At 61.9% G+C, this 26,121-nt stretch carries 22 protein-coding genes; 15 read left to right on the top strand and 7 right to left on the bottom strand.

Annotated elements, in window-relative coordinates:
- Positions 1 to 27: 27 nt before the first annotated feature.
- Positions 28 to 1,278 (bottom strand): SGNH/GDSL hydrolase family protein, encoded by a 1,251-nt coding sequence (locus GNP00_RS09410; RefSeq protein ID WP_011582059.1) that lies wholly within the window; start codon positions 1,276 to 1,278, stop codon positions 28 to 30.
- 10 nt (positions 1,279 to 1,288) lie between these two features.
- Positions 1,289 to 2,512, bottom strand: coding sequence for a lytic murein transglycosylase (locus GNP00_RS09405; RefSeq protein WP_011582058.1), 1,224 nt, complete (start codon positions 2,510 to 2,512; stop codon positions 1,289 to 1,291).
- Between the two features lie 201 nt (positions 2,513 to 2,713).
- On the opposite strand from GNP00_RS09405, the gene galU reads away from it, so the two are divergent.
- A complete protein-coding gene (gene galU, locus GNP00_RS09400) occupies positions 2,714 to 3,598 on the top strand; it encodes a UTP--glucose-1-phosphate uridylyltransferase GalU (RefSeq protein WP_011582057.1) in 885 nt (294 codons plus the stop codon).
- Between the two features lie 3 nt (positions 3,599 to 3,601).
- Here galU and GNP00_RS09395 read toward each other — a convergent pair whose 3' ends face one another.
- Positions 3,602 to 5,116, bottom strand: a complete 1,515-nt coding sequence (locus GNP00_RS09395) for an outer membrane beta-barrel protein (RefSeq protein WP_041544786.1) — start codon at positions 5,114 to 5,116, stop codon at positions 3,602 to 3,604.
- A gap of 184 nt (positions 5,117 to 5,300) precedes the next feature.
- Between GNP00_RS09395 and GNP00_RS09390 the strand changes: the two genes are divergently transcribed.
- The gene (locus GNP00_RS09390) at positions 5,301 to 6,296 is read left to right on the top strand and encodes a KpsF/GutQ family sugar-phosphate isomerase (RefSeq protein ID WP_011582055.1); all 996 of its coding nucleotides are present in this window, start codon (positions 5,301 to 5,303) and stop codon (positions 6,294 to 6,296) included.
- A gap of 9 nt (positions 6,297 to 6,305) precedes the next feature.
- Here the strand turns inward: GNP00_RS09390 and GNP00_RS09385 are convergent, their stop codons facing one another.
- Positions 6,306 to 6,767, bottom strand: coding sequence for an NfeD family protein (locus GNP00_RS09385; protein ID WP_011582054.1), 462 nt, complete (start codon positions 6,765 to 6,767; stop codon positions 6,306 to 6,308).
- 11 nt (positions 6,768 to 6,778) lie between these two features.
- The gene (locus GNP00_RS09380; protein WP_166015952.1) at positions 6,779 to 7,738 is read right to left on the bottom strand and encodes an SPFH domain-containing protein; all 960 of its coding nucleotides are present in this window, start codon (positions 7,736 to 7,738) and stop codon (positions 6,779 to 6,781) included.
- Positions 7,739 to 8,147: 409 nt separating this feature from the next.
- Between GNP00_RS09380 and GNP00_RS09375 the strand changes: the two genes are divergently transcribed.
- Both GNP00_RS09375 and GNP00_RS09370 read left to right on the top strand, forming a co-directional pair.
- Positions 8,148 to 9,050 (top strand): N-acetylmuramidase domain-containing protein, encoded by a 903-nt coding sequence (locus GNP00_RS09375; RefSeq protein ID WP_011582052.1) that lies wholly within the window; start codon positions 8,148 to 8,150, stop codon positions 9,048 to 9,050.
- 97 nt (positions 9,051 to 9,147) lie between these two features.
- Positions 9,148 to 9,789 carry a 2-dehydro-3-deoxy-phosphogluconate aldolase gene (locus GNP00_RS09370; protein WP_011582051.1) on the top strand — a complete coding sequence of 214 codons (642 nt, stop codon included), beginning with the start codon at positions 9,148 to 9,150 and terminating at the stop codon, positions 9,787 to 9,789.
- Positions 9,790 to 9,839: 50 nt separating this feature from the next.
- On the opposite strand, the gene GNP00_RS09365 is transcribed toward GNP00_RS09370, so the two are convergent.
- Complete coding sequence (locus GNP00_RS09365; protein WP_041544785.1) at positions 9,840 to 11,621, bottom strand: peptidoglycan L,D-endopeptidase MepK; 1,782 nt, start codon at positions 11,619 to 11,621, stop codon at positions 9,840 to 9,842.
- A gap of 282 nt (positions 11,622 to 11,903) precedes the next feature.
- Positions 11,904 to 13,421 carry a sigma-54-dependent transcriptional regulator gene (locus GNP00_RS09360; protein ID WP_011582049.1) on the bottom strand — a complete coding sequence of 506 codons (1,518 nt, stop codon included), beginning with the start codon at positions 13,419 to 13,421 and terminating at the stop codon, positions 11,904 to 11,906.
- A gap of 144 nt (positions 13,422 to 13,565) precedes the next feature.
- On the opposite strand from GNP00_RS09360, the gene GNP00_RS09355 reads away from it, so the two are divergent.
- From GNP00_RS09355 to modC, 11 genes are all read left to right on the top strand, one after another.
- Positions 13,566 to 15,416, top strand: a complete 1,851-nt coding sequence (locus GNP00_RS09355) for a M3 family oligoendopeptidase (protein WP_011582048.1) — start codon at positions 13,566 to 13,568, stop codon at positions 15,414 to 15,416.
- A gap of 15 nt (positions 15,417 to 15,431) precedes the next feature.
- Positions 15,432 to 16,589, top strand: coding sequence for an aminodeoxychorismate synthase component I (locus GNP00_RS09350; RefSeq protein ID WP_011582047.1), 1,158 nt, complete (start codon positions 15,432 to 15,434; stop codon positions 16,587 to 16,589).
- Between the two features lie 27 nt (positions 16,590 to 16,616).
- Positions 16,617 to 16,901 (top strand): YciI family protein, encoded by a 285-nt coding sequence (locus GNP00_RS09345; protein WP_011582046.1) that lies wholly within the window; start codon positions 16,617 to 16,619, stop codon positions 16,899 to 16,901.
- Positions 16,902 to 17,011: 110 nt separating this feature from the next.
- On the top strand, positions 17,012 to 18,457 hold the full coding sequence (locus tag GNP00_RS09340) for a homospermidine synthase (protein ID WP_011582045.1): 1,446 nt from the start codon (positions 17,012 to 17,014) through the stop codon (positions 18,455 to 18,457).
- A gap of 79 nt (positions 18,458 to 18,536) precedes the next feature.
- The gene (omp10, locus tag GNP00_RS09335; protein ID WP_011582044.1) at positions 18,537 to 18,893 is read left to right on the top strand and encodes an outer membrane lipoprotein Omp10; all 357 of its coding nucleotides are present in this window, start codon (positions 18,537 to 18,539) and stop codon (positions 18,891 to 18,893) included.
- Positions 18,894 to 19,132: 239 nt separating this feature from the next.
- On the top strand, positions 19,133 to 21,124 hold the full coding sequence (locus GNP00_RS09330; RefSeq protein WP_011582043.1) for a 5'-nucleotidase C-terminal domain-containing protein: 1,992 nt from the start codon (positions 19,133 to 19,135) through the stop codon (positions 21,122 to 21,124).
- A gap of 137 nt (positions 21,125 to 21,261) precedes the next feature.
- Positions 21,262 to 22,323 (top strand): ferrochelatase, encoded by a 1,062-nt coding sequence (hemH, locus tag GNP00_RS09325; RefSeq protein ID WP_011582042.1) that lies wholly within the window; start codon positions 21,262 to 21,264, stop codon positions 22,321 to 22,323.
- A gap of 144 nt (positions 22,324 to 22,467) precedes the next feature.
- Positions 22,468 to 23,160 (top strand): tellurite resistance TerB family protein, encoded by a 693-nt coding sequence (locus GNP00_RS09320; protein ID WP_011582041.1) that lies wholly within the window; start codon positions 22,468 to 22,470, stop codon positions 23,158 to 23,160.
- A 200-nt stretch (positions 23,161 to 23,360) separates the two neighbouring features.
- On the top strand, positions 23,361 to 24,107 hold the full coding sequence (gene modA / locus GNP00_RS09315; RefSeq protein WP_011582040.1) for a molybdate ABC transporter substrate-binding protein: 747 nt from the start codon (positions 23,361 to 23,363) through the stop codon (positions 24,105 to 24,107).
- 208 nt (positions 24,108 to 24,315) lie between these two features.
- Positions 24,316 to 25,047, top strand: a complete 732-nt coding sequence (gene modB, locus GNP00_RS09310; RefSeq protein ID WP_011582039.1) for a molybdate ABC transporter permease subunit — start codon at positions 24,316 to 24,318, stop codon at positions 25,045 to 25,047.
- The gene (gene modC, locus GNP00_RS09305; protein WP_166015948.1) at positions 25,047 to 26,120 is read left to right on the top strand and encodes a molybdenum ABC transporter ATP-binding protein; all 1,074 of its coding nucleotides are present in this window, start codon (positions 25,047 to 25,049) and stop codon (positions 26,118 to 26,120) included. Before modB ends, modC begins: the two co-directional genes overlap by 1 nt.
- Position 26,121 lies beyond the last annotated feature (1 nt).

The raw sequence follows: 26,121 nt of genomic DNA, 5'->3' as shown, positions 1-26,121 counted from the left end.
GGGAAAGCTTCTGATAGCCATTGCAGCCTACCGCTCTATCGCCGTCGTGGTTTCGGGCGCGGAAGATTTGGCCGTCGCGGGTGTGCGCCGTGAGAAGTCGTCTGCGCGACCGGTCTGGGTGGACGGCTCAATTTTCTTGCTGTCCGTGCGTGTTGGCGCGTTTGCGCCTCCAAGAAGCTCGGTACCGCCGTCGAGATCAGGGCCCGCAAGCGAAATGGGCTGGGTGCGCCTGAGATCCACCGGTTCGCCGACCGCGACAGCCGGTTGCGGTGTGTTTGCGCCCTCCGGCCCGGCTCCGGGAGAGACGGCCGTGCCAAGGATCTTGGCCAACGGCTTTTCCACATAGAAGGCGATCTTGCGCTTGCCCGCATCGGTCAGATTGATGCCGTCGCTTCCGCGCAGGCGAACGGGCTGCCCGTTCATGTCCGGACCGACCGAGGCGAAAGCGCCGTTCTCGTCGACAAAGCCTTCCCAGATATCAACGAAGCTGCCGCCGACAGCCTGCGCTGCCTTGCTGTAGATATCATTGAATGCCAGCATATCAGACGACATGGACTGCGATTTGAAAGGCGGTACGCCAGTCCAGATCAGCGGTATTCCCGCCGCTTTGATTTTCTCGGCGAATGCGTTGACCCGTGCGGTATATTCCCGGCGCCAGGCCTCCGTTTGGGGCCGCTCCGATTGCCCGCCGACCATGAGCCTCTGGCGATCATTCGCGCCGATCATCACGACGACTGCCGCCGGCTTGACCTCTTCCAGCATCGAAGCGATCTCGCCATTCCAGTCATAGTAATCGTCGCGCACGAAACCTGAAGATCCGTTCGCCTGATCGACCACGCGCACGGTCGGCACGTTGGCATATGCCTCATCCAGGCCTTGAGCGAGGCCGCTCGCAAGGAAATCGCCCACCACGAGAATCGCGCGGGCGTTCTCATTTTTTTCGATGACTTCGGGAGGAGGGGGGGTGGGTGCGCTACGCGCCACATTCGACCGTTGGCGGGGACGGGCTGACGCAGCGCCGCGTTGCCGCAGAGGCGCGGCGCGCGGCCTTCGATTGAGGATGCCTCCTTCCCGGCGCGGACGTTCGACCCGAACGGGCGGCAGTGTTCTGCGAGGGGGAGGCCCCCCGAAAAGGCGCTCGAAAAAGCCCTGGCGACGAATAAGTTCCTGCCCCGAGGCAAGCGGCGGCGGCGTAAGCAGAACCAGACCCGCCGCTATCAGGCCGAGCGTGATGGCTGTCCGCAGGAAGCGGTATGCCCAATGCCGGCCTGCGGCCATGATCCTCTCCTCAACGACCTCTCAGCACGTTAAGCACTTCCTTGCTGGGGTGCCCATCCTGTGCCAAGCCCATGCGCGACTGGAAGGCTCTTATCGCTTCGCGGGAAGCTTGACCGACTTTTCCATCGATCTCGCCTTCATAGTAGCCGAGCGTTCCGAGCCGCTTTTGCAACTCCCTCGTCTCCTCGAACGAGAGGCGCTCGAATGGCCGGTTCCAGTCGCGAACCAGGCCACCATAACCTGCTATCTGGTCGGCAAGCAGGCCGACGGCAAGAGCGTAGGTGTCCGCATTGTTGTAACGTTTGATGACAAAGAAATTCCTGGTCATCAGGAAAGCTGGGCCTGCGCGCCCGTCCGGCACTTTGAGCTCGGCATCCCGCGAAGCGGCGGGAAAGCCCTGGCCATTCGCCCGTACGACACCTATGGATGCCCAGCGGCTGAGCGGCATGGAGCCGCCGGGGAATTTGCGCCCCTCCGGCAGGACAACTTCATAGCCCCAGGTTTCCCCGCCGCGCCATCCGTTCCGGGCAAGGAGATTGGCCGCCGATGCAAGCGCATCCGGCACGGAGCTCCAGACATCGCGCCGCCCGTCGCCGTCCATATCAACCGCATAGGCCTCGTAGCTCGTGGGAATGAATTGCGTATGGCCCATGGCGCCTGCCCACGAGCTGGCGAAATGCCGCTCGGAAACATCCCCGCGCTGGAGGATCTTGAGCGCGGCGATCAACTGCGTGCGGGCGAATTTGGCGCGGCGCGAATCCGCATAGCCGAGCGTGGCGAGTGCACGGGGCAGGTAGTGCAGCATGCGCTCGTTCGCGAGCGCCGAACCATAGCTGCTTTCCATCGACCAAATGGCCAGCAGAACATACCGGCTGACGCCGAATTGGCTCTCAATCCGGTCGAGCCACGGCTTCCATTGGCGCGCCATCTGGCGACCGGTCGCGACGGTATGCTCGTTTATTCTATTGTCGAAATATTCCCATGGCGCGGCGCGGAATTCAGGCTGGAAACGCGCCTTTTGCAGCACATCGGGATCAGGTTCCGTTATGCCGCGAAACGCGCGGTCATAGACGCCGGGAGAAATTCCGTTCTGGATGGCCACGTTTCGGAACTGTGCGATCCAGCGCTGGAAGCCCGCGTCGGCGGCAGACGCTTGGACCCCTACGGCAAGAAAGGCCGCGGCGATCAGGAGCTTCACACCGACAAGGCCCACAACGGCCCGAGTTGCGAACATTTTCCACCCTCCATCCGACAATTTAACGCAAATTATCGCCAGTTGCGGTAAGGAAAGAGTTTATCATATAAGCCAAACTGAGGCCTTGCGGCCGGAAAGCGATCTTTTCTTTTTACCTTCGTTACCAGGAACCGTTCACGCGCGGAAAGCATTGTGCGTGGTTTTTGGCAACATCACGACACTCTAAGGACCGTCCCTCCCATGAAGAAGATCCGTAAAGCCGTTTTCCCCGTTGCAGGCCTGGGCACCCGCTTCCTGCCGGCAACGAAAGCGCTTCCCAAGGAAATGCTGACGGTTGTCGATAAGCCGGTCATCCAATATGTCGTGGACGAAGCTCGCGAAGCGGGCATAGAGCATTTCATCTTCGTCACCGGGCGAAACAAGACCGCAATCGAGGATCATTTCGATGTGGCCGTGGAGCTCTACGAGACGCTGTCCAGGCGTGGAAAAACCGAAATACTCGAGCGGCTGAAGGCCATGCAGCCTGAACCCGGCCAAACGGGTTATACGCGCCAGCAGGTGCCGCTGGGGCTCGGACACGCTGTGTGGTGCGCACGCGAGTTGGTGGGGAATGAACCTTTCGCGCTGCTGCTGCCCGACATGATCATGCAATCGGAACCCGGCTGCATGAAGCAGATGGTCGAACTCTATATGGAGACCGGCGGGAATATCCTTGCGGTGGAAGAATGCGATCCGGCCGAGACTCAAAAATATGGCATTGTCGGGCGGGGCAAGGAAACCCATGGCGGCTTTGAAATCACGTCCATGGTGGAGAAGCCAAAGCCGAAGGACGCCCCTTCCAACTTCTACATCAATGGCCGCTATATTCTGCAGCCCGAGATCTTTTCACTCCTCGAAGATCAGGAGACGGGCGCGGGGGGCGAGATCCAGATCACCGATGCCATGCTGCGGCTGCACGCGAAAGAACCATTTTACGCGCATATCTTTCGCGGGCGGACTTTCGACTGCGGCTCGCCGGAGGGGTTCATCAAGGCGAATATCGCGCTTGCCCTGCAGCAGGAAACGCTAAAGCCGCAGGTGCTCGGTTTCCTGAAAGATTTTCTCGAAGAAGAGGGGTTGGCCTGACACTCAGCGCTGGAGCGTCATGCCCATGAAGATGCTGGTCGTCTCATAGTCGCGGCTGGGCAAGTCGCTCGTCTGCCGCTCGTGGCGGGCGCGGCCGATCAGGCCAACATAGCGGTTCAGCCACCATGTCAGCGCCGCCTCCCCGCTCAGGACCAGGTCATGGCCCCCGCGTTCATAGTCGCGGTAGCTTGCTCCGAAAGCGAGGCTGCCGGTCAGGTTGGAGCGCATTTGCCGCTCCAGCCGCAGCGTTGCGGTATGAAGCAGGGACCCGCTCGCGCCGGCGGAGGTGCTGCCTTCCACATAGGTTGCCGCGTCGAGGCCGACGATCGTGCCACGCATCGGCGACCATTCGAGGCTCGCGGCGAGCGACGGGCCTGAAATGCTGCGCAGCCTGTCATCCTCGAAATCTTCGTTGATCCAACCTGCCGAGATCTCGCCCGAGAGCTTTTCCGTGAGGTTTAAGGCCACGCCGGCACGCGCTCCAAGATGAGTGGCGGAGCGGGCATAGCCGGCGCTGTCGCGTTCCTCGTCATAGAAGCGCCGGCCTGCCTCGACTTCAATGAAAGGCATCAGCGCGGGCGAGATTTCATATCCGCCGCGCAGCCGCAGGAGCGCCAGAGTCGAGTTTCGGTCGGACTGGGATAGCGTTCCGCCGCCCACGAGTTCCGCATCGCCATACTGATTGCGGATAACCTCTCCGGTTGCCCGCAGGCGCAGGGGACCGAGGCTTTTCTCGATGCCAAGCGAACCGTCGATTGTGTGCCGGAGCGGCTGCTCCTCGACGCCAGCGATGCTGAGGGGCGAGGAGGCGCCTTCCCGGCCGAAGGAATAGCCCAGCGAGGCGCGGCCGATTAGGCCATGGGTGATGTCGAGTTCCAGATTGCCCCGGAAATCGCCTTCGGCCTCCTTGATATCCTCGCCGGAAAGTGAGCGGCGAAGGGTGGTGGATGCGTCCAGATTGGCGCGATGTCGAGACCAATCGGAGGCGGCGCGCAGGCGCAGGGTGGTTTCGGAAAGCACCGCTTCCCCGCCTTCGGGACTGTCATTCGCGTTCGAGGTCCAGGTGAGGCCCTGTTCAAGGCTGGGCCGCAACACAAAGGCGCCGACCCGCAGCCCGAGCGGCGCATAGGGATCGTCTTCCCGCCTGAGCGCTCCGCCCTCAACGGCCGTTGCTCGGGTGTTTTGCCGCTGATCCTCCTGCTCGACGGGGCCAATCCGGACGGCTCTTGTCCTCGTGTCATCGAGGGGAGGTTGTTCAGGGCGAGGTCGTTCGGGCTCCTCGGCTGCCTCAAGCCCTGTGTCTGCAGGCTGAGCGTCATCACTCCTGATGATGATCACATCGTCGTCCGGCAGCGCTCCGGGGCTTGTGGGGACATAATCAGGCGAGGGGATGCCAGCGTCTTCCGCCTGGGCGATCATGGTGTCATCAACGGCGCCAAGCGTGCCGCGCAAGCGCTCCTGGCTGTTCGCCGGCATGGCACAGATCAGCGCACCGGCCGCGCAGGCCAGGTACAGCATTGTCCGTTTTCGGCAAAAGCGAACGCCCGACATGAATACCAAAACTGGATGCGGCGCATTTCGGCGCCAGGGTAACCAAAGGGTAAAAGCTTGCGGTTAACACTTTGTTGAAGACTGCTCCGGCCATCATCTCTCGCGTAAAGAGCGTTGGACATGGGCGCTTGAAAGAGGTAAGCGGCACTCCATGCTGAGCAGACAGATCAAAAGGTTCGATGCTGCGAGCGCCATTGCATCGGCAGCGCGCACGCTGAGCACGGAACAGGCGGCACTGGCTGCTCTTGCCGAAGCGCTCGACAATGGCTTGTCGGAATCCTTCGCCGAGGCGGTCGAGATGATCGCGCGCATTTCCGGACGGGTCATCGTAACGGGTGTGGGCAAGAGCGGGCATATCGGGACGAAGATTGCCGCCACTCTGGCATCCACCGGCACGCCCGCCTTTTTTGTGCATCCGGTCGAGGCCAATCACGGCGATCTCGGCATGATTGCCCCTGATGATGCGATCATAGCGCTATCCTGGTCCGGGGAGAGCGCGGAGTTGAAGGGCATCGTCGCCTATGCGCGCCGGTTCTCCATCCCGCTCATCGCGATGACATCCGGTAGCCGCTCCGCGCTAGCGCGGGAGTCGAGCGTAGTGCTCTGCCTTCCCAAAGTGCAGGAGGCCTGCCCGCACGGGCTGGCGCCTACCTCCTCCACGCTCGTGCAACTTGCCGCCGGCGATGCGCTGGCGATCGCGCTTCTGGAGGCGCGGGGATTCACGCCAGACCACTTCCGCACCTTCCACCCCGGAGGGCAACTCGGCGCGAAATTAACGCGTATCGGCGACATTATGCATACGGGCGAGCGCATGCCGCTTGTCTCCTCCGGCACCGGGATGCGCGAGGCGATCCTCGAGATCTCGCGCAAGGGTTTCGGCTGCGTGGGCATCACTAACGGCGAGGGAGCGCTGATCGGTATCGTCACGGACGGCGACCTGCGCCGCCACATGGACAGCGATTTGCTGGCCATGAGCGTGGACGAGGTGATGACGCACGCGCCAAAAACCATAAAGCCCGACACGCTGGCCGCGGCAGCGCTGCAAATGATCAATTCTTCCGCGATCACCACCTTGATGGTGGTCGAGAATGGCAGGCCGGTCGGCATCGTCCACCTGCACGATTTGCTGCGGATCGGGGCGGCCTGACAGGGCCGGCTATTCCTTTTCCACGTGTAAATCGCCGCCTCTCGCCGAGACGACGCGAACACGGGTGCCAGCCGGCAGGTCGGGCCCGGTCACGCGCCACGTGGTGTCGCCCAGGCGAATGCGGCCGTAACCGCCGCTGATCGGCTCTTCAAGGGCGGCTGTGCGGCCGACGAGCTGTTCCGCCCGGCGGTTGAGCAGAGGCTCGTCCGTGTCCTCTTCGCGGCGCGCATCGGTCACGCGCTTGCCGATAAAGGCGGAAACAAGCGATAGGGCGAGGAAAACCAGCACCTGCACCTGCCAGGTCCAGAAGCTTACGTCCCATAGCTGCAGCGATAGCGCTCCGGTGAGGACCGCTGCGATGCCTATCCAGAGCAGGAAGACCCCTGGGAGGATGATCTCAAGCACAAGAAGGATAAAGCCGAGGAGCATCCAGTTCCACGGCCCGAGATCGGTGAGAAAACTCATCAGCATCGAAGCGTCACTCAGCCCTGCTCAGGACCGGTTGACGGCGGGCGAGCCCTGGACGGACGCGGTGCCGGCCGTGGCGCGGGCGTTTCCTCGCCGCTGCCGAATACATCGCGGGCAATGGCGCCGATGCCGCCCAGCGTGCCAATCAGCGAGGAGGCCTCGAAGGGCATGAGAACGATCTTGTTGTTGTTTGCGGAGCCGATCTTAGCCAGTGCTTCCGTATATTTCTGGGCGACAAAATAGTTCACCGCCTGCACATCGCCCTGAGCAATTGCCTCGGAGACCACCTGCGTGGCCCGGGCCTCTGCCTCGGCCGCGCGCTCACGGGCTTCGGCATCGCGGAAAGCGGCTTCGCGGCGGCCTTCGGCTTCCAGAATCTGCGCCTGCTTCAAGCCTTCCGCTTCAAGGATCTGCGCGCGCTTGTTGCGCTCGGCCATCATCTGCCGCGCCATGGACTCGACCAGGTTGGCGGGCGGGTTGATATCCTTGATCTCGACGCGCGTGATCTTGATGCCCCAGGGATGGGCTGCCTCGTCAACAATGCGCAGGAGGCGCTCATTAATGGCATCGCGGTTCGATAGAAGCTCGTCGAGGTCCATCGAGCCCATCACGGAGCGGATATTGGTCATGGTGAGGTTGAGGATCGCGTTCTGCAGCCCGGCAACCTGATAGGCCGCCTGGGGAGCATTTAGCACCTGATAAAAGGCGACGCCGTCCACAGCCACGATCGCATTGTCGCGCGTGATGATCTCCTGCGTCGGCACATCAAGCACCTGCTCCATCATGTTCATCTTCGCGCCGATGCGGTCGATGAAGGGAATGATGATGTTGAGACCGGGTGTGAGCGTGCGCGTGTAGCGGCCGAAACGCTCGACGGTGTAGTTGTGTCCCTGCGGCACTGTTTTGATGCCTGCGAAGAGAATGAGAAAAACAAGGACGACAAGAACGGGAATGAGAATATCAAAACCAGACATCTTAAAAAGCTCTCCAGTTCGCAATGGGACCTCGGGCCGGGACTGTAGCTTAGCGTTGTAGCCGGGGCGAGGTAGAAAATACGTGAAGGCGAGCGTTTTCATTCGCTCGATTTTCTCTTGGTATGCGGAGGCGCACTTCCCTCATCATCCGGGCTCGCGCCGCTTTGCGAAACCCGTTCGCAGGGGTAAATCCTGCATCCATCCGCTTCACGGCCGTTTCAGGATGCTGGCCAGAGGGGGATAAACCAGCCGGGAGAAGCAAGAATGTGATCGCGGCCTAAGCCGATTTTCCCTTGCTTTGCCGTTGCTTGGCTCCTGTCGGCAGGAACTGCCCGAGAATGCGCCCTCGGATTTATCCCCCTCGTTCTGATAGGCGACAGAATGGCGGAGGAGAAAGCGGAGGCCAATTATGACTAATAGCGAAACGACGGATCGCATCGCGGGGCTTGCAAGCAAAGCCGGTCTGGAACCTGCCATTTTGATGGCGGTTATCGAGGTCGAGACCGGCGGATTGGCCCATACGCAGGTCAAGGGCCGGCAGGAGCCCCCGATCCGATTTGAAGGACATTATTTCGACCGCCGCCTGCCATCGGAAAAACAGGCGATCGCACGCCGCGAAGGATTGGCTTCGCCCTCGGCCGGCTCGGTCAAAAACCCGCCTTCCCAGGCGGCGCGTTGGCGCATGTTGCAGCGGGCCGCCGAAATCGACCGCAAGGCCGCTTACGAATCCACCTCATGGGGAATGGGTCAGGTGATGGGCGCTCACTGGGCTTGGCTGGGCTACCCCAGCGTTGAGGCATTGGTGGAAGAGGCCCGCGGCGGCGTGGAGGGCCAAGTTCGGCTCATGCTGCGCTATATCGAGAAGGCGGGGCTGATGGAGGCGTTGCGCCGACGCGACTGGGCCGCGTTTGCCCGCGGCTATAACGGCCCAGGATTTGCCCGCAACAGCTATCACCTGCGGCTCGCGCTCGCCTATCGCCGTCTCGCAGGTCAAGCCGTGCGCTCCGCCCCCTCGCAGGCGACCACTCCGCTTATCCGCAGCGGCGACCGGGGAGCGGCCGTCAGGAATCTTCAGATCCTTCTTTCAGCTGCCGGTTATCCCGTCTCGGCGGACGGTATATTCGGCGCGAAAACACAGCAAGCCTTGCTCAGTTTTCAGCGCCACCACGGGCTTCCGGCCGATGGCATTGCCGGTCCTGCGACCATGAAGGTCTTGCAGGGTTCCCTGCCGCGCGGCGGGCTCCTTTCTCTCTGGCGGAACCTCGCCGGCTTCTGCCGGCGCATCCTGCAAAGTTTGGGTGTTTCAGGTTAGTGCATAAGCACGATGCGTGTATTCAATAATTTGCAGCGTTCTTCCTTAAAGGACGCAAGGTGCTGTAAGACAGTCGTATCATCCACAGGAGCCGCCGATGAAAAAGAAGACCGAGAAGCTTTTGGAAATTCTCACGGCGCAGCCAGTCATCCCCGTTTTGAAGATCGACAGGCTCTCGGACGCGGTACCGCTGGCAAGGGCACTTGCAAAGGGTGGCCTGCCGGCGATCGAGATCACGCTGCGCACGCCGAACGCGATCGATGCGATCCGCCTTGTCGTCGATGAGGTGCCGGAAGCGATCGTCGGAGCCGGTACGGTTCTGACGAAGAAAGACTTCGCAAGGGCGGAGCAAGCGGGGGCAAGATTCATTGTCTCTCCGGGCACGACGCAGGAGCTTTTGGACGCGGCGGAAGGTTCCCTTGTGCCGTTCCTGCCGGGCGCCGTGACCCCGAGCGAGATCATGGCGCTGCGGGAGGAAGATTACCGTGTTCTCAAATTCTTCCCGGCCGAGCAGGCGGGCGGGGCGGCATTCCTGAAATCCCTTGCCTCGCCGCTCGCCGATATGCGGTTCTGCCCGACGGGCGGGATTTCGCCGAAGAATGCGGGCGATTATCTGTCCTTGCCCAACATCGTCTGCGTGGGCGGCTCATGGGTGGCACCGGATGCCGAGCTTGCGGCCGGCAATTGGGCGGCAGTGGAAGAGCTCGCGCGTCAAACGGCGGGACTGCGCCAAGGATAGCGCTCAAGCCTTGGGGGAAAGAGCCGCCCTGAAAGGAGCGGCTCCGGCGTTTATTCGAATTTTGCGAGCGAAAGGAAGACGACAGCCTTGCCGCTAAAGCGGCGGGGGTCTGGCGCCGGACCACCCTGCTTGAAGCCGTCTGTGTAAACCGCAGTCGGCGCTTCCGCCATTTCCGTGCTGAAGGCGGGAATGGCTGCGACGGTCTTCTTGTTAAGCATGGATTCCTTGCTCAGCGCCAGGTCGGTCGCGATCGATTGGACCGGCATCACATTCGGCTCTGGCTGCCGAACTGCCTGGTCGGGATCGACGCGAGCGCTCTTTGGCGTGGTTCTGGCGCCAAAATTCGTGCTCCTGTCCTCCAGCATCGCCATACGCGGCGAAGCTTCGACCGGCTTGGCCCGGCTGTCCACGAGAGCGCTGACAGCAGCGGGAACAGCTGCGGCGGAGGCATTGGAAACGCCCAGCGTATCTGCTTTTGCGAGCGCATGGCGCATCGCAGCCTCGGAGGCCGGCTCATTTCCCGCTCTGGCAGCAGCCGCAACCGTTTGCTTGCTCGCGGCGTCGGCCTCTTGCGGGACGGAGAGATAGGCGGCTACGACAGGCTGTTCGGTTTCAGGCAGTTCCTTCTCTTCCGCAATCAGCGCCGCGATTGCATCCGCCGTTGCCGGCCGCTCCGGACGCCGCGTCGGCGTCACATAGGCCGATGCGGGAAGGGCCGCCGTGGCCTCGGCCACCTGGGTCTCCGCTTCCGGCGGCGTGAAATCGGGCCTGCGTGAGGGCAATGGCACATTGCTGATGGCGGCCAGCATTTCGGGAGCCTGCGCCGGTTGCTGCGGCGCTTCCGCCGCGGCCGGTCCGGTTGCCGCCGGCGGGGCAGGCTCCTGGCCTGCTTGGTTCGAAGCGACAAGGAGGTCGCTGCCCACATTCGCATCTGGACGCGGTGCTGCGCGGGGCACCGGCAGCTCCCGTGGCGGCAAGGCCGCTATCAATGTGGCGGGGCTTTGCTCTTCTTGCGCGGGCGGAACCTGCGGTTGCTGTGGCGCTTGCACCTGCTGCGGCGCCTGCGCCCGAGGCGCTTGCTGTACCGCGGCGCGCTGCGGGCGCTGGGTGGCTGCCACCTGGATTTCGGCGTTATCCTCTTCCTCGTCGGCACCGCCGCCAAAGAGCATCGCCAGCAGGCCGCGGCCGCCATTTCCTCTGGTGTCGTCCGCCACCTGGATCGAGCCGCCGTTCCTCTTGCGTGCCTCATAGGACGCAAGCGCCTGCTTGTAGCCGGGCATGGGCTTGCCGTCAGATGGGATGTAAAGCGTCTTTCCGTCCGGGAAGAGGGAGGCAAGCTCCCTGCGGCTCATGCGCGGCCAGTACCGCACGCCGCCCACATCCAGATGCACGAATGGGGACCCGGAACGCGGATAATAGCCGACGCCGCCCATTTGCTTGCGAAGGGCGATCGCCCGCAACGTGGAAAGCTTTACGTCGGGAATGAAGAAGTCCATTGCCTTGCCGAGCATATGCTGGCTCTTCTCGGCCACGCCGCTCGACCGGCTGCGCAACATCGCGTTTGTCTGCGGCGAGCGATAGGCCGAGACCACGTTGATATAGTCGCGCGAGCCGGATTCCCTGTACACCTCCCACACCAGATCAAGCAGGCGCGGATCCATATTGGCCGGCTCGTTGCGGCGCCAATCGCGCAGAAAACGGTTGATCTGGTCCAGCCCGCTTTTCACGTAGCGCCCGTTGCGCTTGAACGTGATCTCGGCGCGCTCCTTCGTATGGATGAAGTAGAGCCTCAGCGTCCGTGTTTCCGCCTGCGCGTGTCCGGCAGCGATCATGAAACCAGCCACAAGAAGCAGGCCCGCCAGAAGCTTTTTAGGCCCAAGTTTAACTCTGCGGCATTCAGGGCATTGAACGTCGTGGTTTTTCAAAACTGCGCCTGTCGGCTGGAACTGTCCCCACAAAACTCCGGGCTCGCCGAAGCACCCGAAGTGTTCACCATAATGGTTAATGTCCTCTTATTGAAGAAAAATTGCGCAGAGAGAATGGCAGGAACGTGTCAAACGCGCTTTTTAGAAAGCACGGTTAACATAAAATTTCCGTCGATTTGAGGCGAGTCCTCATCCGCCAGGGGATTCAGTCTTTTTCCCGCCGCCCTCCGGAGGCTCGATCCCCATCTCTTTCAGCTTGCGGTAAAGCGTGGAGCGGCCAATTCCCAGCCTTCGCGCAACTTCGCTCATCCTGCCGTCATAATGTTCGATCGCAAACTGGATCATCTCCCGCTCCATCTCCTCCAGCGGGCGGACATTGCCGTCTTCTCCGATAACGGGCAGCAAAGCGGGATGCAGCGGCTGCATCTCCTGTTGCGACGCTTTGTCGGGTTGCGGTGGTGGCGCGCTTTCCTGATGCGCCGGCTTTATTTCATCCGCGAGAAGCTTTTCGTCGATTCCTTCAACCTGTGCCCGTATCTGTGGGAATTCGGCGGCGGTGAGCACCGTTCCATCGCACAGGACCATGGCCCGGAAGACGGCATTTTCGAGCTGCCGGACATTGCCTGGCCAATCATATGCCGAGAGCAGCTTGATCGCATCCGACGATATCCCTGAAATATTCCGGCCGGTTGTCGCATCTCCGAACTGCGCGATGAAATACTGCACCAGGAGGGGAATATCGTCCCTGCGCTCACGCAGCGGCGGGACCGTTATCGGAAAAACGCCCAAGCGATAATAAAGGTCTTCGCGGAAGCGGCCTTCCCGCACGCGCTGCAGCAAATCGCGGTTCGTGGCCGAGATCAGGCGGATATCGACCTTCACCGTTCCCCGCCTGCCCACCGGGTCGACCTCGCCCTCCTGCACGGCGCGCAGCAGCTTCACCTGCACGTCCAACGGCAGTTCCCCGATCTCGTCGAGAAAGAGCGTTCCGCCGTTCGCCTCGACGAATTTGCCCGAGTGCTTCTCGGTGGCGCCGGTGAAGGCACCCTTCTCATGCCCGAAAAGGATGCTTTCCACGAGATTATCGGGAATCGCTCCGCAATTGACGGTGACGAAGGGCTTTCCTCGGCGGGCGCTTTCATTGCGGACGGCTCGGGCGATCAGTTCCTTGCCGACACCCGATTCACCCTCGATGAGAATCGGAATGTCGGAGGCAGCGGCTCTTTGTGCAAGACGCAGAACCTTTTCCATGGCAGGGCTGCGGGTGACGATATGGCGGAAGGAGAATTTGTCGGGCGCTTTCTCCCGCTTGCGCCGTTGCTGGCCTTCCAGCGCCTCCACCTTCAATGCGTTCTTCAGCGCGGCGGCAAGCCGCTCGGGCGAGACCGGCTTTACGACAAAATCGAAAGCGCCGGCGCGCATTGCCGCTACAGCGGTCTCCACGCCACCTGTCGCCGTCTGCACAATGACCGGCATGTCGATGCCGCGCTTGCGCATCGTCTCCATCACCTCGATGCCGTTCATGCCGGGCATCATCAGGTCGAGAATGACAGCGCGCAACTCTTCCGGTCGCACTTCCGCCAGGATACGCAACGCTGCTTCGCCGCCATCGGCCAGAACCGGCGCATAGCCGAGCCTGCGCACAGCCGCGTCGAGAAGGCGGAGCTGCACCGGGTCGTCGTCTACAATCAGCACCGTATCAGGCATGGATGCAACAACCGGAACACATTTTCGCACGCGTGACTGATGTCAGGCTAGAACTATATGACATTGGCTTCTAAACAGGCGCTCAAGAAACCCGGTGAACGAATCCTTGATCCGGCACACGCGTCATCCGAGAGGAACCATCCCATGGCTCACTATCCGAAAACGCCCGCGGGCCTGGCCCAAGCGACCGAAGCCGGAGCAAGGAAAGCCGATCTCGGCGCCTTACCCGAATGGAATCTGGCCGACCTCTACCCCTCTATGGACAGCACTGAGTTTTCTGAAGATCTAGCGCGCGCGGCGCGGGAGGCGACGGCCTTTGAGCAGAATTGGAAAGGCCGCCTCGCCGAGGAGGCTGGCAAGGGCACGAGCGGACGCCTGGGCGAGGCCGTGCGCGAATACGAAGCGCTGGATGAGCTCTTCGGGCGCATTGGTTCCTATGCCGGGCTTCTTTACACGGGTGACACTTCCGATCCGAAGCGCGCGAAATTCTATGGCGACGTGCAGGAGAAGCTGACGGATGCAAGCACGCATCTGCTTTTCTTCACGCTGGAGCTCAACAAGATCGACGACGCGTTGATCGAAGCCGCGATGAAGGACGACCCGATTTTCGGCCACTACAGGCCCTGGGTGCTCGACATCCGCAAATACCGGCCGCACCAGCTCGAGGATAGTATAGAGCGGCTTTTTCATGAAAGCGACGTGACAGGACGCGGCGCCTGGAACCGCCTCTTCGACGAGACTATGACCGGTCTGCGCTTCGATGTGGACGGCGAGGAGCTGACGCTGGAGCCGACGCTGAACCTGATGCAGGATCCCGACGGCGAGAAACGCCGCAAGGCTGCGGCGGCGCTGGCGGTCACGCTCAAGGACAATATGCGCCTTTTCACGCTGATCACCAACACGCTCGCCAAGGACAAGGAGATTTCCGACCGCTGGCGCAATTTCGCCGATGTGGCGGATTCCCGCCACCTTTCGAACCGCGTGGAACGCGAAGTGGTGGAAGCGTTGGCTGCCTCTGTTTGCGCAGCCTTCCCGCGCATTTCCCACCGCTACTATGCGATGAAGGCGAAGTGGCTGGGCATGGAAAAGCTCAACCATTGGGACCGCAACGCACCCCTTCCCGAAACGCCGCAATCCGTCATTGGTTGGGACGAGGCGAAGGAAACGGTGCTTTCCGCCTATGCCAGTTTCGCGCCCGAAATGGCGGACATCGCCAAACACTTTTTCGACCGCAACTGGATCGATGCGCCGGTGCGCCCGGGAAAATCGCCGGGCGCCTTCGCGCATCCGACTGTCCCTTCGGTGCACCCCTATGTGATGCTCAATTATATGGGCAAGCCCCGCGATGTGATGACGCTCGCCCATGAGCTCGGCCACGGCGTACACCAGGTGCTGGCGGCCGGTCAGGGCTCGCTCATGGCGGCGACCCCGCTCACTTTGGCCGAAACGGCCTCTGTCTTCGGCGAAATGCTTACCTTCCGCTCGCTGCTCGCCCGCACGACAGACAAGCGCGAGCGCAAGGCGATGCTCGCACAGAAGGCGGAGGACATGATCAACACGGTCGTGCGCCAGATCGCTTTCTACGAATTCGAACGCAAGGTGCATACGGAGCGCCGGCAGGGCGAGCTCACCGCCGACCGTATCGGCGAAATCTGGCTGGAGGTTCAGGCGGAGAGCCTCGGCCCGGCAATCGCCCTGCGCGAGGGATACGAAACCTTCTGGGCCTATATCCCGCACTTCATCCATTCGCCGTTCTATGTTTACGCCTACGCTTTCGGCGACTGTCTCGTGAATTCGCTCTTTGCCGTCTACCAGCAGGCGGAGAAGGGTTTTCAGGAAAAATATTTCGAGATGCTGAAAGCGGGCGGCACGAAACATCATTCCGAGCTTCTGGCGCCCTTCGGCCTGGATGCATCCGACCCCGCCTTCTGGACCAAGGGCCTCTCGGTCATCGAAAGCTTGATCGACGAACTGGAAGCGCTGGAGGAAGGCTGATCGCCTTTGAAGGAGATGTGCCAGCCCTCGCGCGCTACTACCCTAGCGCTCTTCCGCAACGACCTTACGGATGAGACCCTGTGCTTCTCCGTGCCGGAGGAAATTCTTCAGGCGGACGATCCGGAAGACCTTTTTCCCATGCTGGAAAAGGCAGAAGCACTCCGCCGCGCGGGCAAGTGGCTTGCAGGCTACATCTCCTATGAAGCTGGCTATCTGTTGGAACCCTCCCTCGTCCGGCACCTGCCGGAAGGTCGTCGCGCGCCTCTTTTATGCCTCGGCGTCTTCGGCGAGCCGTCAGGCGTTTTGCAAGACACTTCTTCTTCAGGCCAGCCGCCGCGCCTCTTCGACTTCAAGCTAGCCTGGACTTTTGAGGATTACCGGACCCGCTTCGAGCAGCTTCACCGCCATCTGCGGCTGGGCGATTGCTACCAGGGCAATCTCACCTTCCCCGTGCATGCTCGCTGGGAGGGCGATCCGCTCACGCTTTTCCAGGCGCTGACGGCGCGCCAGCCGGTGCGCTATGCGGCTTTCATTAATCTGGGCGGCCCGGTGGTGCTCTCACGCTCGCCCGAACTCTTTTTCGAGATCTCCGCCGATGGCTGGATCGAAACGCTTCCCATGAAGGGCACGATGCCGCGGGGCAAGACGCCTCGCGAAGACGAAGCGCTGAAGGAAGCCCTGCGCAACGACCCGAAGAACCAGGCGGAAAACCGCATGATCGTCGACCTCCTGCGCAACGACATCTCGCGCATTTCGCAGGTCGGCACGCTCGACGTGCCGGAGCTTTTTCACGTGGAGAGCTACCCCACTGTCCACCAGATGATCAGCCGCGTTCGGGCAAAGCTGTGCGACGGGCTGGCGCTGGCCGATATTCTCGCCGCACTCTTTCCCTGCGGCTCGGTCACCGGTGCTCCGAAGATTTCCGCCATGAAGATCCTGCGGGAACTTGAGGCAACCCCGCGGGATGTTTACTGCGGCGCCATCGGCTGGGCGGCACCCGACGGGCGCATGCGCTTCAGTGTGGCGATCCGCACCATTTCTCTCTATCCGGGCGGTGATGCAGTCTTTAATGTCGGCGGCGGTGTGGTCTTTGATTCCACCGCCCGCGATGAATATGACGAATGCCTGCTGAAGGCCCGATTCGCCACCAGCGAAATTTGCGCTGCGCCCTGAAAACCGACCACCGGAGCCTTACCTTTCATGTTCATCGTTTCGCTTGAATATGTCGTGCCCATCGAAGAGATCGAGCCACACGTTTCCGGCCACATGCAGTGGCTGCAGAAATGTTACGAGGAGGGCATCTTTCTCGCCTCGGGGCGCAAGGTGCCGCGCACCGGCGGCGTAATATTGGCGCGCGGCAGCCGCGCCGCCCTGCAGGAGTGCCTGATGCAGGACCCTTTCGCTATCCACGAGCTCGCCCGGTACGAAATCACCGAGTTCGTCGCATCCCAGACCGTGCCTGGCCTCGAAGGGCTTAAGGAATGACCTTTGTGCCGAGGCATGAAGGGCTCTTTGGTCATTCCCGCTTTATTGTGACGCCGTTCTGTGTTTTGAGCTGGCAGTCCTAAATCGACCAATGAGGAGAAACCACTGAAATGGCTGAGAAGAACTGGCCCATTCATGGAACGATCACCGGCCCTGTCGTGATGATCGGCTTCGGCTCGATCGGCCGCGGAATGCTGCCCCTCATTGAGCGCCATTTCCGTTTCGACAAATCCCGCATGGTGGTGATCGATCCCGTCGACACCGACCGCAAGCTTTTGGACGAGCGCAGCATCCGCTTCATCCAGACCCATGTCACGAGGGAGAATTACCGCGAACTCCTCACGCCCCTTTTGACCGAGGGCACCGGCCAGGGCTTTTGCGTCAACCTCTCGGTTGACACCTCCTCTCTCGACCTGATGAAGCTCTGCCGCGAGCTCGGCGTGCTCTACATCGATACCGTTGTAGAGCCGTGGCTCGGTTTTTATTTCGATACTTCCGTGAGCAACGAATCGCGCACGAACTATGCGCTGCGCGAGACGGTCCGCGAAGAAAAGCGAAGGAGCCCCGGCGGCACGACGGCGGTCTCCACCTGCGGGGCAAATCCAGGCATGGTCTCCTGGTTCGTCAAGCAGGCGCTCGTCCATCTCGCGCAGGATATGATGCTCGAATTTGAAGAGCCTGGCCCTTACGATCGCGAAGGCTGGGCGGCTCTCATGCGGAAGGTGGGCGTGAAAGGCATCCACATAGCCGAGCGCGACACCCAGCGCACCCGCAAGCCCAAGCCTATGAACGTCTTTTGGAACACCTGGTCGGTGGAGGGTTTCATTTCCGAGGGCCTGCAGCCGGCCGAGCTTGGCTGGGGCACGCACGAGAAATGGATGCCGTCGAACGCGCGTGGGCACGACAAGGGCTGCATGGCGGGGATCTACCTGGAGCAGCCGGGGGCCAACACCCGCGTACGCACCTGGTGCCCCACGCCCGGCGCGCAATACGGGTTCCTCGTCACGCACAACGAAGCGATCTCGATAGCCGACTTCTTCACCGTTCGGGACGAGAGCGGCGATGTAATCTATCGCCCGACTTGCAATTACGCTTATCACCCCTGCAACGACGCGGTGCTCTCGCTGCACGAGATGTTCGGGGCTGGCGGCAAGGCGCAGCCCGTCCAACATGTTCTGGACGAAAAGGAGCTCGTGGACGGGGTCGATGAGCTTGGTGTGCTCCTCTACGGCCATGACAAGAACGCCTACTGGTATGGCTCGCAGCTCTCCCTGGAAGAGGCGCGGGAGCTTGCGCCTTACCAGAATGCCACGGGCCTGCAGGTGACCTCCGCAGTGCTTGCCGGCATGGTCTGGGCGCTCGAAAACCCCGAGGCCGGCATTGTCGAGGCCGATGAGGTTGACTATCGCCGCTGCCTGGAAGTTCAGCTTCCCTATCTCGGCCCGGTTAAGGGCTATTATACCGACTGGACACCGCTTGAGGGGCGTCCTGGCCTTTTCTCCGAGGAGATCGACCAGTCCGACCCATGGCAATTTCGCAACATCCTCGTGCGGTAATGCTCCTCTGACCGCATGACGGGTTGCATTCGCGGCAAAAGTGCGGCGAATGGAAATGTCACTTACAGAGGAGGCGGGTATGATTTCCTTTCGCTCAGCGGCAAGCTTCGCGGGTCTGGCTGCCGCACTCATCATTTCCGGCTGCGTCGGCATGCCCCGCTCGGCGGAGTCCGCCCTTGAGGGTCAGTGGGTCGACGCACAGGGCGTCGGCGTTTCTACGTTCTCGGGCGGCCAGTTCGCCACGGTCGCCAGCGACACCGGCAATCGGCTGTCCCAGGGCACTTACCGGTTCCGCGATGGGCAAACGGTCGAAATCTCGATGACCTCGCTGATTCGCCAGACGCAGACGAACTTGACCTGCTCGCTCACAACGCCGAACCAGCTTAGCTGCACCAGCGCGCAAGGCCAGCGCTTCGTCCTGACCCGCCGCGCCTGACGAGCACCAATACGGCATGGGATCGCCCGGTTACGGCCGGGCACCCGGTATTGCCAATCTTCAATCGGAACAGCGTTGCGCCGGCTAATTGCAGGGGGCGCAGAGCGTTTTCCCATGCAAGTTTTACTTGCACCCTCCCCGAAGCCGGTGCCAACATGCCGGCAGGATATGCAGCTCGTTGCGAAACCGACACGATAGCGCGCTAGAGCGGGAACACGGCAGTCTCGGGGAGATCAGACATGAAAAACTTGGCAGTCCTTGCCCTCGGTGCTTCGGCTTTGGCGCTTTCTTCGGCACCTTCCTTCGCCGACTACACGCTTAACATCCTGCACATCAACGACTGGCACAGCCGCATCCAATCCATCAACGCGTTCGAGTCCACCTGTTCGGATGAGGACGAATCGGCGGGCAAATGCTTCGGCGGCGCAGGCCGGCTTGTGACTGCCGTGGAGGATGCGCGCAACGCGCTCCAGGGACAGAACGTGCTTTTCCTGAACGCCGGCGACAATTTCCAGGGTTCGCTTTTCTACATCACCTATAAGGGAACCGCTGAGGCCGAATTTCTGAACGTCATGAAGACCGACGCCATGGTGGTCGGCAATCACGAGTTCGATGACGGCGAGGATGGCCTTGCCGCCTTCCTCGAGAAGGTGGAGTTCCCCGTGCTCGGCTCCAATGTGAAGGCGCAGCAGGCGTCCAAGCTGGGCGACCGAGTGAAGGAATATGTGATCCTCGATGTGGGCGGCGAGAAGATCGGCATTGTCGGGGCCGTGGCCAACGACACGGCCGAGCTCTCCTCGCCCGGGGAAAACGTCTCCATCATCACTGATGTCGATGGCATCACCGCCGCGGTGAAGGCGGTGCAGGACGAGGGCGTGAACAAGATCATAGCGCTCACCCATGTGGGCTACCCGCGTGATCTTGAAGCCATAGCAAAAATTCCCGGCGTGGATGTGGTGGTGGGCGGCCACAGCCACACGTTGCTTTCCAACACCGCGGAGGGCGCCGAGGGCCCATATCCGACCATGGTGGAGAACCCCGAGGGCTATCAGGTGCCTGTCGTTCAGGCGGCTTCCTATTCGAAATATCTGGGCGACCTGAAAGTGGTGTTCGACGATTCAGGCGTGGTCAAGGAAGCTTCCGGCGAGCCGAAGCTGCTCGATGCCCAGGTCCAGCCGGACGAGGCGGTGCTGGCGCGCGTGAAAGAGCTCGCCGGTCCAATCGAGGAGCTGAAGGCCCAGGTGGTCTCCGAAACCTCCGCGTCAATTGACGGCAGCCGCGAAACCTGCCGCGCCCGCGAATGTCAGATGGGCAATCTGGTGACGGATGCCATGCTGGCCCGCACCAAGGACCAGGGTGTGCAATTCGCCATCACCAATGGCGGCGGCCTGCGCGCCTCGATCGATGCGGGCGAAGTCACGATGGGCGAGGTGCTGGAGGTGCTGCCCTTCCAGAACACGCTCGCGACCTTCCAACTCACCGGTTCGGATGTGATCGCTTCGCTCGAAAGCGGCGTCAGCCAGATCGAGGAAGGGGCCGGCCGTTTTCCCCAGGTGTCCGGCCTGCGCTACAGCTTCGACAAATCGGCGCCTGCCGGCCAGGGCCGTATCAGCAATGTAGAGGTGCAGACGGCAGATGGCGGCTGGGCGCCCATCGACCCGAACGCTACCTACACCATCGCCACCAACAATTTCATGCGCAATGGCGGCGATGGCTACAGCCTTTTTGGGGAAAAGGGCCAGAACGCTTATGATTACGGCCCCGGCCTTGAGCAGGTGCTGGCCGATTATCTCGCGGCCAACAATCCCTACAAGCCCTATACCGATGGCCGCATAACGGAGGTGGCCGCCGCCGCGCCTTCGGATTCTGCGGAGCCTCCATCTGCCGAAGCTCCCGCCACGCAGCCGTCGGGCGAGGCCTCGACCACAACCCAGCCTGTTCAGCCGGCGCCTGCGCCGGGCGAAACAGCCGAAGCCACGCCGCCGGCCGGTGAGGCCGAACCGGCGGAGTCCGGCACGGAGACGGCCGCGGCGGCCCCGGATGCTGGCGCGGCCGAAGCCAGGGAGGCTGTCACCACGCATGTTATCGTCAGCGGCGACACGTTGTGGAACCTTGCGGAGGAATTCTACGGCGATCCAATGCAGTGGCGAAAGCTTGCGGACGCAAATCCGCAATTGCGGCCCAACCGGCTAGTCGTGGGCGCAACCCTCAACATTCCGCCGGCGGAATAGCCGAGCTTCAGGGGATTGCCTGAACGCCGAAGCGTAAATGCCGCGCGCCGCAGCGGCATTTTCCCTCCTGCGGCTAGAAGTGGCATTGCTTTCGCGCCGAAATCATCTACCTGTCATGGTTATCCAAGGAGCGTAAGATGACACTCGAAAGGACCGGCCGGGACGAAGAGAAGGCTTTGACGCAGCCGCCCTCGGGGCATTCCTCCGTTCAGGCCGGCAAGGTCGGCGTTCTTCTTGTCAATCTTGGCACTCCCGACGGCACGGATTACTGGCCCATGCGGCGCTATCTTGGCGAGTTCCTGTCCGACCGCCGGGTGATCGAGTGGCCGCGGGCGGTCTGGTATCCGATCCTTTACGGAATCATCCTTGCCCGGAGGCCAAAGAAATCCGGCGCGCTCTACGCGAAGATCTGGAACAGGGAGCAAAATGAATCGCCTCTGCGCACTTTCACCCGCGCGCAGGGGCAGAAGCTCGCCACCGCTCTCGCAGACAAGGAGAACGTCATCGTCGATTGGGCGATGCGCTATGGCAGCCCTTCGATCGAAACGGTGACGAAGAGCCTCATCGAGCGCGGTTGCGACCGTATCGTGATGTTTCCGCTTTATCCGCAATATTCGGCAACGACCACGGCGACGGTGAACGACAAGTTCTTCGAAGCGCTGATTGAGATGCGTCACCAGCCGGCGGTCCGCACCGTGCCCGCCTATCCGGAAGAGCCGGTCTATATCGATGCGCTTGTCCGTTCCATCGAGCGGCATTTGGCGACCCTTGACTTCGAGCCGGAGGTGGTGGTCGCGTCCTATCATGGCATCCCGCAGAGCTACGCGCGGCGCGGCGATCCATATTATGAGCAGTGCCTGGCGACCACGGCGCGCGTGCGCGAGCGGCTCGGCTGGGACGAGAAGAAGCTCATCACCACCTTCCAATCCCGCTTCGGCCCGGAAGAATGGCTACAGCCCTACACGGACAAGACCGTGGAGCAGTTGGCGCGCGACGGTGTGAGGTCCATCGCCGTGATCAACCCTGGCTTTGTCTCCGACTGCCTGGAGACGCTGGAAGAAATCGCCGTCGAGGCCGACAGAACTTTCCGCGAGGCCGGTGGCAAAAACTTCACCCACATCCCCTGTCTGAACGACAGCGATGAAGGCATGGCTGTCATCGAGTCGCTTATCCGCCGCGAGATGTCAGGCTGGGCCTAATAGCCCGGCGCCTTCGCCTTCGCGCCGAGAATTTTAACCTGCCCCCCCAACGGGCGCCTTCCATCTTCACAGTATTCCAAACAGCCCCTTTCCATCGGGCGCGGCGCTGCCTAACTGTGGAGAGGATTTTTGCAGGAGAGCGCCATGATCGATCCGAAAAAGCTGCTTGAAGGATTTTTGGGTTCTCGCACATCGGGGTCTCCGCTCGGAGGCCAGGCCGACAAGCTGACCCGGTTTGCGAAGGACAACCCGATCGCCACCGGAGCGATCGTGGCTGCTTTGCTCGGGACGGGCACGGGGCGAAAACTTGCCAAAAACGCTCTGAAGGTCGGCGGCATGGCCGCGATCGCTGGGCTCGCCTACAAGGCCTATCAGGATTATCAGGCAGGCAAGAGGCCGGGCGAGGGGGTGAAGGAAGGCACTCTCCTGCCGCCGCCCCAGGACACCGGTTTCAATCCGGCGCTCGCGCCGCAGGGGGAGGATCAATTCGCCCTGACGCTGGTGCGCGCCATGATCGCGGCGGCGCGCGCCGACGGGCATATCGACGAGACGGAGCGGCGGAAAATCTCGGAGCGGCTCAAATCGAGCGGCATCGACGAGGAAGTTGAAAGCTTCCTCATAGAGGAACTGGGCCGGCCGGTGGATGTCGACGCGCTCATAGGGGCCGCCCAGACGGAGGAGCAGAGAGTTGAGCTCTACACGGCGTCCCGGCTTGCCATCGAGCCCAGGACGCGCGCGGAGCGCGGCTATCTCGACATGCTCGCCGGCCGTCTCAACCTGCCGGATGCACTCGTGGACCATATCGAGGCCACGGTGGCGGAAACGGTCTCGGTCTGACCCGGTTCTTGCCAAAATCCGTGCGCCGGGCATAAGGTGCACCCGTATCGCCTTTGGATGGCGGTGCGGGCGGCGGTGATCGGCCGCCTCTGTGCTAAGGATTGGGCCGCATCCGGGGCGCGGAATGCCGGCAGCCAGCCACCATCACGTCCTGTTTGGAAAGCCCGCGTCTTCTTGCGCGGCCGCTATTGGAGGATGTGTTGTCCAGAATCCTGGTTGGGCTTTTTCTCGTCCTTGTCGCCTTGCTGCCTGAAAAGGCGCTCGCGCAGGAGCGCATCACCGTCTTTGCCGCGGCAAGCCTGAAGGAGGTAATGGATCGCGCCAGCGCTGCCTTCAAGGAGGAGAGCGGCACAGAGGTTGTCGTTTCACTCGCGTCGAGTTCGGTGCTTGCCCGGCAAATCGAGGCCGGCGCACCGGCCGATATCTTTATCTCTGCCGACCAGCAGTGGATGGACTGGGCCGCACAGCGCAATCTGATCCGCAATGAGAGCCGCAGGGTTGTCGCGGGAAACGAGCTTGTCATCGTCGGCGCCGAGCCGGCGCCCGCTGACACCGGGCCGGACATAATCCTCTCCACGGGGCGCTTTGCCATGGGAGACCCGACGCATGTGCCGGCCGGGATATATGCAAAGGCGGCGCTGACAAACCTTGGCCTGTGGGACAAGGTGAGAGAGCGGGCCGTCTTTGGGGAAAATGTGCGCGTGGCGCTGGAGTTGGCCGAACGGGCCGAGGTGAGGGCGGCAATTGTCTACGGATCGGATCAGCTTGCCGCAAAGGAGCTTGCGCGTATCTACACTTTTCCGGCCGAGAGCCATCCGCCGATCATCTATCCGGCAGCAGCGACGGCAAAGGCCAAACCCGAGGCCGATGCCTTTCTGGACTTCCTTGCCGGAGAGAGTGGGCGGAAGATCTTTCGGGATCTGGGTTTCGCACCGCCGGCTTCATGATTTATTGGCTGTATCCACTAATGTTAAGCCTCTTCACACCCCCCTCTGGCCTGCCGGCCATCTCCCCCTCAAGGGGGGAGATCAGGTCTCACGAACGAGTATGCCAATCATCTGCGTCGCAGAATGAGCGCCGAGGCAAGCGGCCAGCGCAATCTCCTCCTTTGAGTGGCAGATGGCCGGCAGGCCAGAGGGGGGTGCAAGGAAGCGAATGCAAAACTTCCCTTTGCCATATGCTTCTGGTCCCTCTGGCGGAGGGGACGAAGTGAGCGAAGCGGAAATCGAAATCCTCTTGCTTTCGGCCAAAGTGGCGCTTGCCGCGATGCTGTTCTCCATCGTGCCAGCTTTTGCGGTGGCCTGGCTTCTCGCGCGGGGGCGTTTTGCCGGAAAGGCCCTGCTCCAGGCAGTGGTTACGCTGCCGCTCGTGTTGCCGCCGGTCGTGACCGGCTATGGGCTGCTCGTTCTCTTTGGTTCGCGCGGACCGCTCGGCCGCGTGTTTGAAAGCTTTTTTGACATCAGCTTCGCTTTCCGCTGGACGGGGGCGGCGCTCGCCGCCGGCGTGATGGCCTTTCCGTTGTTGGTGCGCCCGATCCGGCTATCGCTGGAAGCAGTCGACCGGGGGCTTGAAGAAGCCGCCTCCACGCTGGGCGCGTGGTCGCCTATTGTCTTTCTGACCGTCACATTGCCGCTTGCCCTTCCGGGGTTGTTGGCGGGCATTGTGCTCGGCTTTGCAAAGGCGCTGGGTGAATTCGGCGCCACGATCACCTTTGTTTCCAACGTTCCCGGAGAGACGCAGACGCTGTCCCTTGCAATTTACGCACTCATGCAGAGCCCCGAAGGAGATGCGGCGGCGCTGCGCCTGATCGGGCTTTCCATCATACTCGCCCTCGGCGCAGTCGTTGTTTCGGAATGGGTGGCAAGACGGCTGGAGAGGAGAGCCTAGTGGAAGTGCTCGCGGTCGATATTACAGGGAAAGCGGGCACCTTCGCCGTTTCAGCGCGGTTTACCGCCGAGCAGGGCGTGACTGCCCTTTTCGGCCGTTCCGGCGCGGGAAAGAGCACAATCCTCAAAATGATTGCCGGCACGGCACGGCCGGAAAGGGGGCGGATCACCGCTGGCCCTCGCGTGTTCTTCGACAGCGATGCGGGCATCAACCTGGCGCCGCGAAGGCGGGGCGTCGGCTTCGTTTTCCAGGATGGACGGTTGTTTCCGCACCTCTCCGTGCGCTGGAATCTCACCTATGCGCGCTGGGCCGGGCGGCGCGCGGGAACCCGCGCGCTGGACGAGGTGGTGGCACTCCTGGGGCTTGAAGCCCATCTGGAGCGCTATCCCGAGACGCTTTCAGGCGGGGAGTGCCAGCGGGTCGCCATCGGTCGCGCCCTATTGGCCGATCCGCAGATTTTGCTAATGGACGAGCCGCTCTCATCGCTCGACCAAGAACGGCGTGCCGAGATCCTTCCGTATCTTGAGGCCGTCGCCAACGAAACGCGCATACCCGTGCTCTATGTGAGCCATGACACGGACGAGGTTGCCCGGCTCGCCGACCGGGTGGTGGCGATCGAAGCGGGGCGTGTGCGCGCCATCGGTACCGCGGCTGAAGTCCTGGGGCATGGATCGGGGAAAGGGGGGGGCGCCGTTTCGATCCTGGAAGGACGGGTGATTGAAGTGGACGCCGACTATGGCACGGCGACAATTGCGGCGAGCGGTGGCTTCATCGAGCTTTCTGCGGAGAAACTGGTTGCGGGAAACAGTGTGCGCTTGAGGCTGAATGCGGCAGATATCGCGATTGCCACGGCACCACATGACGGCCTTTCGATCCGCAATCAGCTCCGCTGCGAGGTCAAAAAAATCGAGAGACAAGGCAACGCGGTGGAAGTGAGGCTCGCATTCGGCAGCGAATTTCTTTTGGCGCGAATCACTGCCAAATCCGCCGATATGCTAAGGCTCATTGAAGGGATGCAGGTGGTTGCCTTGGTCAAGGCAGTGTCCATTGAACGAGCGAGAAACCTACCTTAGG

The organism is Chelativorans multitrophicus (genome assembly GCF_011317445.1).
Classification (GTDB): Bacteria; Pseudomonadota; Alphaproteobacteria; order Rhizobiales; family Rhizobiaceae; genus Chelativorans; species Chelativorans multitrophicus.
Note: the sequence above shows the minus strand (reverse complement) of the source record. Positions and strands in the feature narration are given on the sequence as shown.

Excerpts from the sequence above, each read along its gene's own strand:
- GNP00_RS09410 (WP_011582059.1), bottom strand. The coding sequence starts at position 1,278 with ATGGCCGCAGGCCGGCATTGGGCATACCGCTTCCTGCGGACAGCCATC.
- GNP00_RS09405 (WP_011582058.1), bottom strand. The coding sequence starts at position 2,512 with ATGTTCGCAACTCGGGCCGTTGTGGGCCTTGTCGGTGTGAAGCTCCTG.
- galU (WP_011582057.1), top strand. The coding sequence starts at position 2,714 with ATGAAGAAGATCCGTAAAGCCGTTTTCCCCGTTGCAGGCCTGGGCACC.
- GNP00_RS09395 (WP_041544786.1), bottom strand. The coding sequence starts at position 5,116 with ATGCTGTACCTGGCCTGCGCGGCCGGTGCGCTGATCTGTGCCATGCCG.
- GNP00_RS09390 (WP_011582055.1), top strand. The coding sequence starts at position 5,301 with ATGCTGAGCAGACAGATCAAAAGGTTCGATGCTGCGAGCGCCATTGCA.
- GNP00_RS09385 (WP_011582054.1), bottom strand. The coding sequence starts at position 6,767 with ATGCTGATGAGTTTTCTCACCGATCTCGGGCCGTGGAACTGGATGCTC.
- GNP00_RS09380 (WP_166015952.1), bottom strand. The coding sequence starts at position 7,738 with ATGTCTGGTTTTGATATTCTCATTCCCGTTCTTGTCGTCCTTGTTTTT.
- GNP00_RS09375 (WP_011582052.1), top strand. The coding sequence starts at position 8,148 with ATGACTAATAGCGAAACGACGGATCGCATCGCGGGGCTTGCAAGCAAA.
- GNP00_RS09370 (WP_011582051.1), top strand. The coding sequence starts at position 9,148 with ATGAAAAAGAAGACCGAGAAGCTTTTGGAAATTCTCACGGCGCAGCCA.
- GNP00_RS09365 (WP_041544785.1), bottom strand. The coding sequence starts at position 11,621 with ATGATCGCTGCCGGACACGCGCAGGCGGAAACACGGACGCTGAGGCTC.
- GNP00_RS09360 (WP_011582049.1), bottom strand. The coding sequence starts at position 13,421 with ATGCCTGATACGGTGCTGATTGTAGACGACGACCCGGTGCAGCTCCGC.
- GNP00_RS09355 (WP_011582048.1), top strand. The coding sequence starts at position 13,566 with ATGGCTCACTATCCGAAAACGCCCGCGGGCCTGGCCCAAGCGACCGAA.
- GNP00_RS09350 (WP_011582047.1), top strand. The coding sequence starts at position 15,432 with ATGTGCCAGCCCTCGCGCGCTACTACCCTAGCGCTCTTCCGCAACGAC.
- GNP00_RS09345 (WP_011582046.1), top strand. The coding sequence starts at position 16,617 with ATGTTCATCGTTTCGCTTGAATATGTCGTGCCCATCGAAGAGATCGAG.
- GNP00_RS09340 (WP_011582045.1), top strand. The coding sequence starts at position 17,012 with ATGGCTGAGAAGAACTGGCCCATTCATGGAACGATCACCGGCCCTGTC.
- omp10 (WP_011582044.1), top strand. The coding sequence starts at position 18,537 with ATGATTTCCTTTCGCTCAGCGGCAAGCTTCGCGGGTCTGGCTGCCGCA.
- GNP00_RS09330 (WP_011582043.1), top strand. The coding sequence starts at position 19,133 with ATGAAAAACTTGGCAGTCCTTGCCCTCGGTGCTTCGGCTTTGGCGCTT.
- hemH (WP_011582042.1), top strand. The coding sequence starts at position 21,262 with ATGACACTCGAAAGGACCGGCCGGGACGAAGAGAAGGCTTTGACGCAG.
- GNP00_RS09320 (WP_011582041.1), top strand. The coding sequence starts at position 22,468 with ATGATCGATCCGAAAAAGCTGCTTGAAGGATTTTTGGGTTCTCGCACA.
- modB (WP_011582039.1), top strand. The coding sequence starts at position 24,316 with ATGCAAAACTTCCCTTTGCCATATGCTTCTGGTCCCTCTGGCGGAGGG.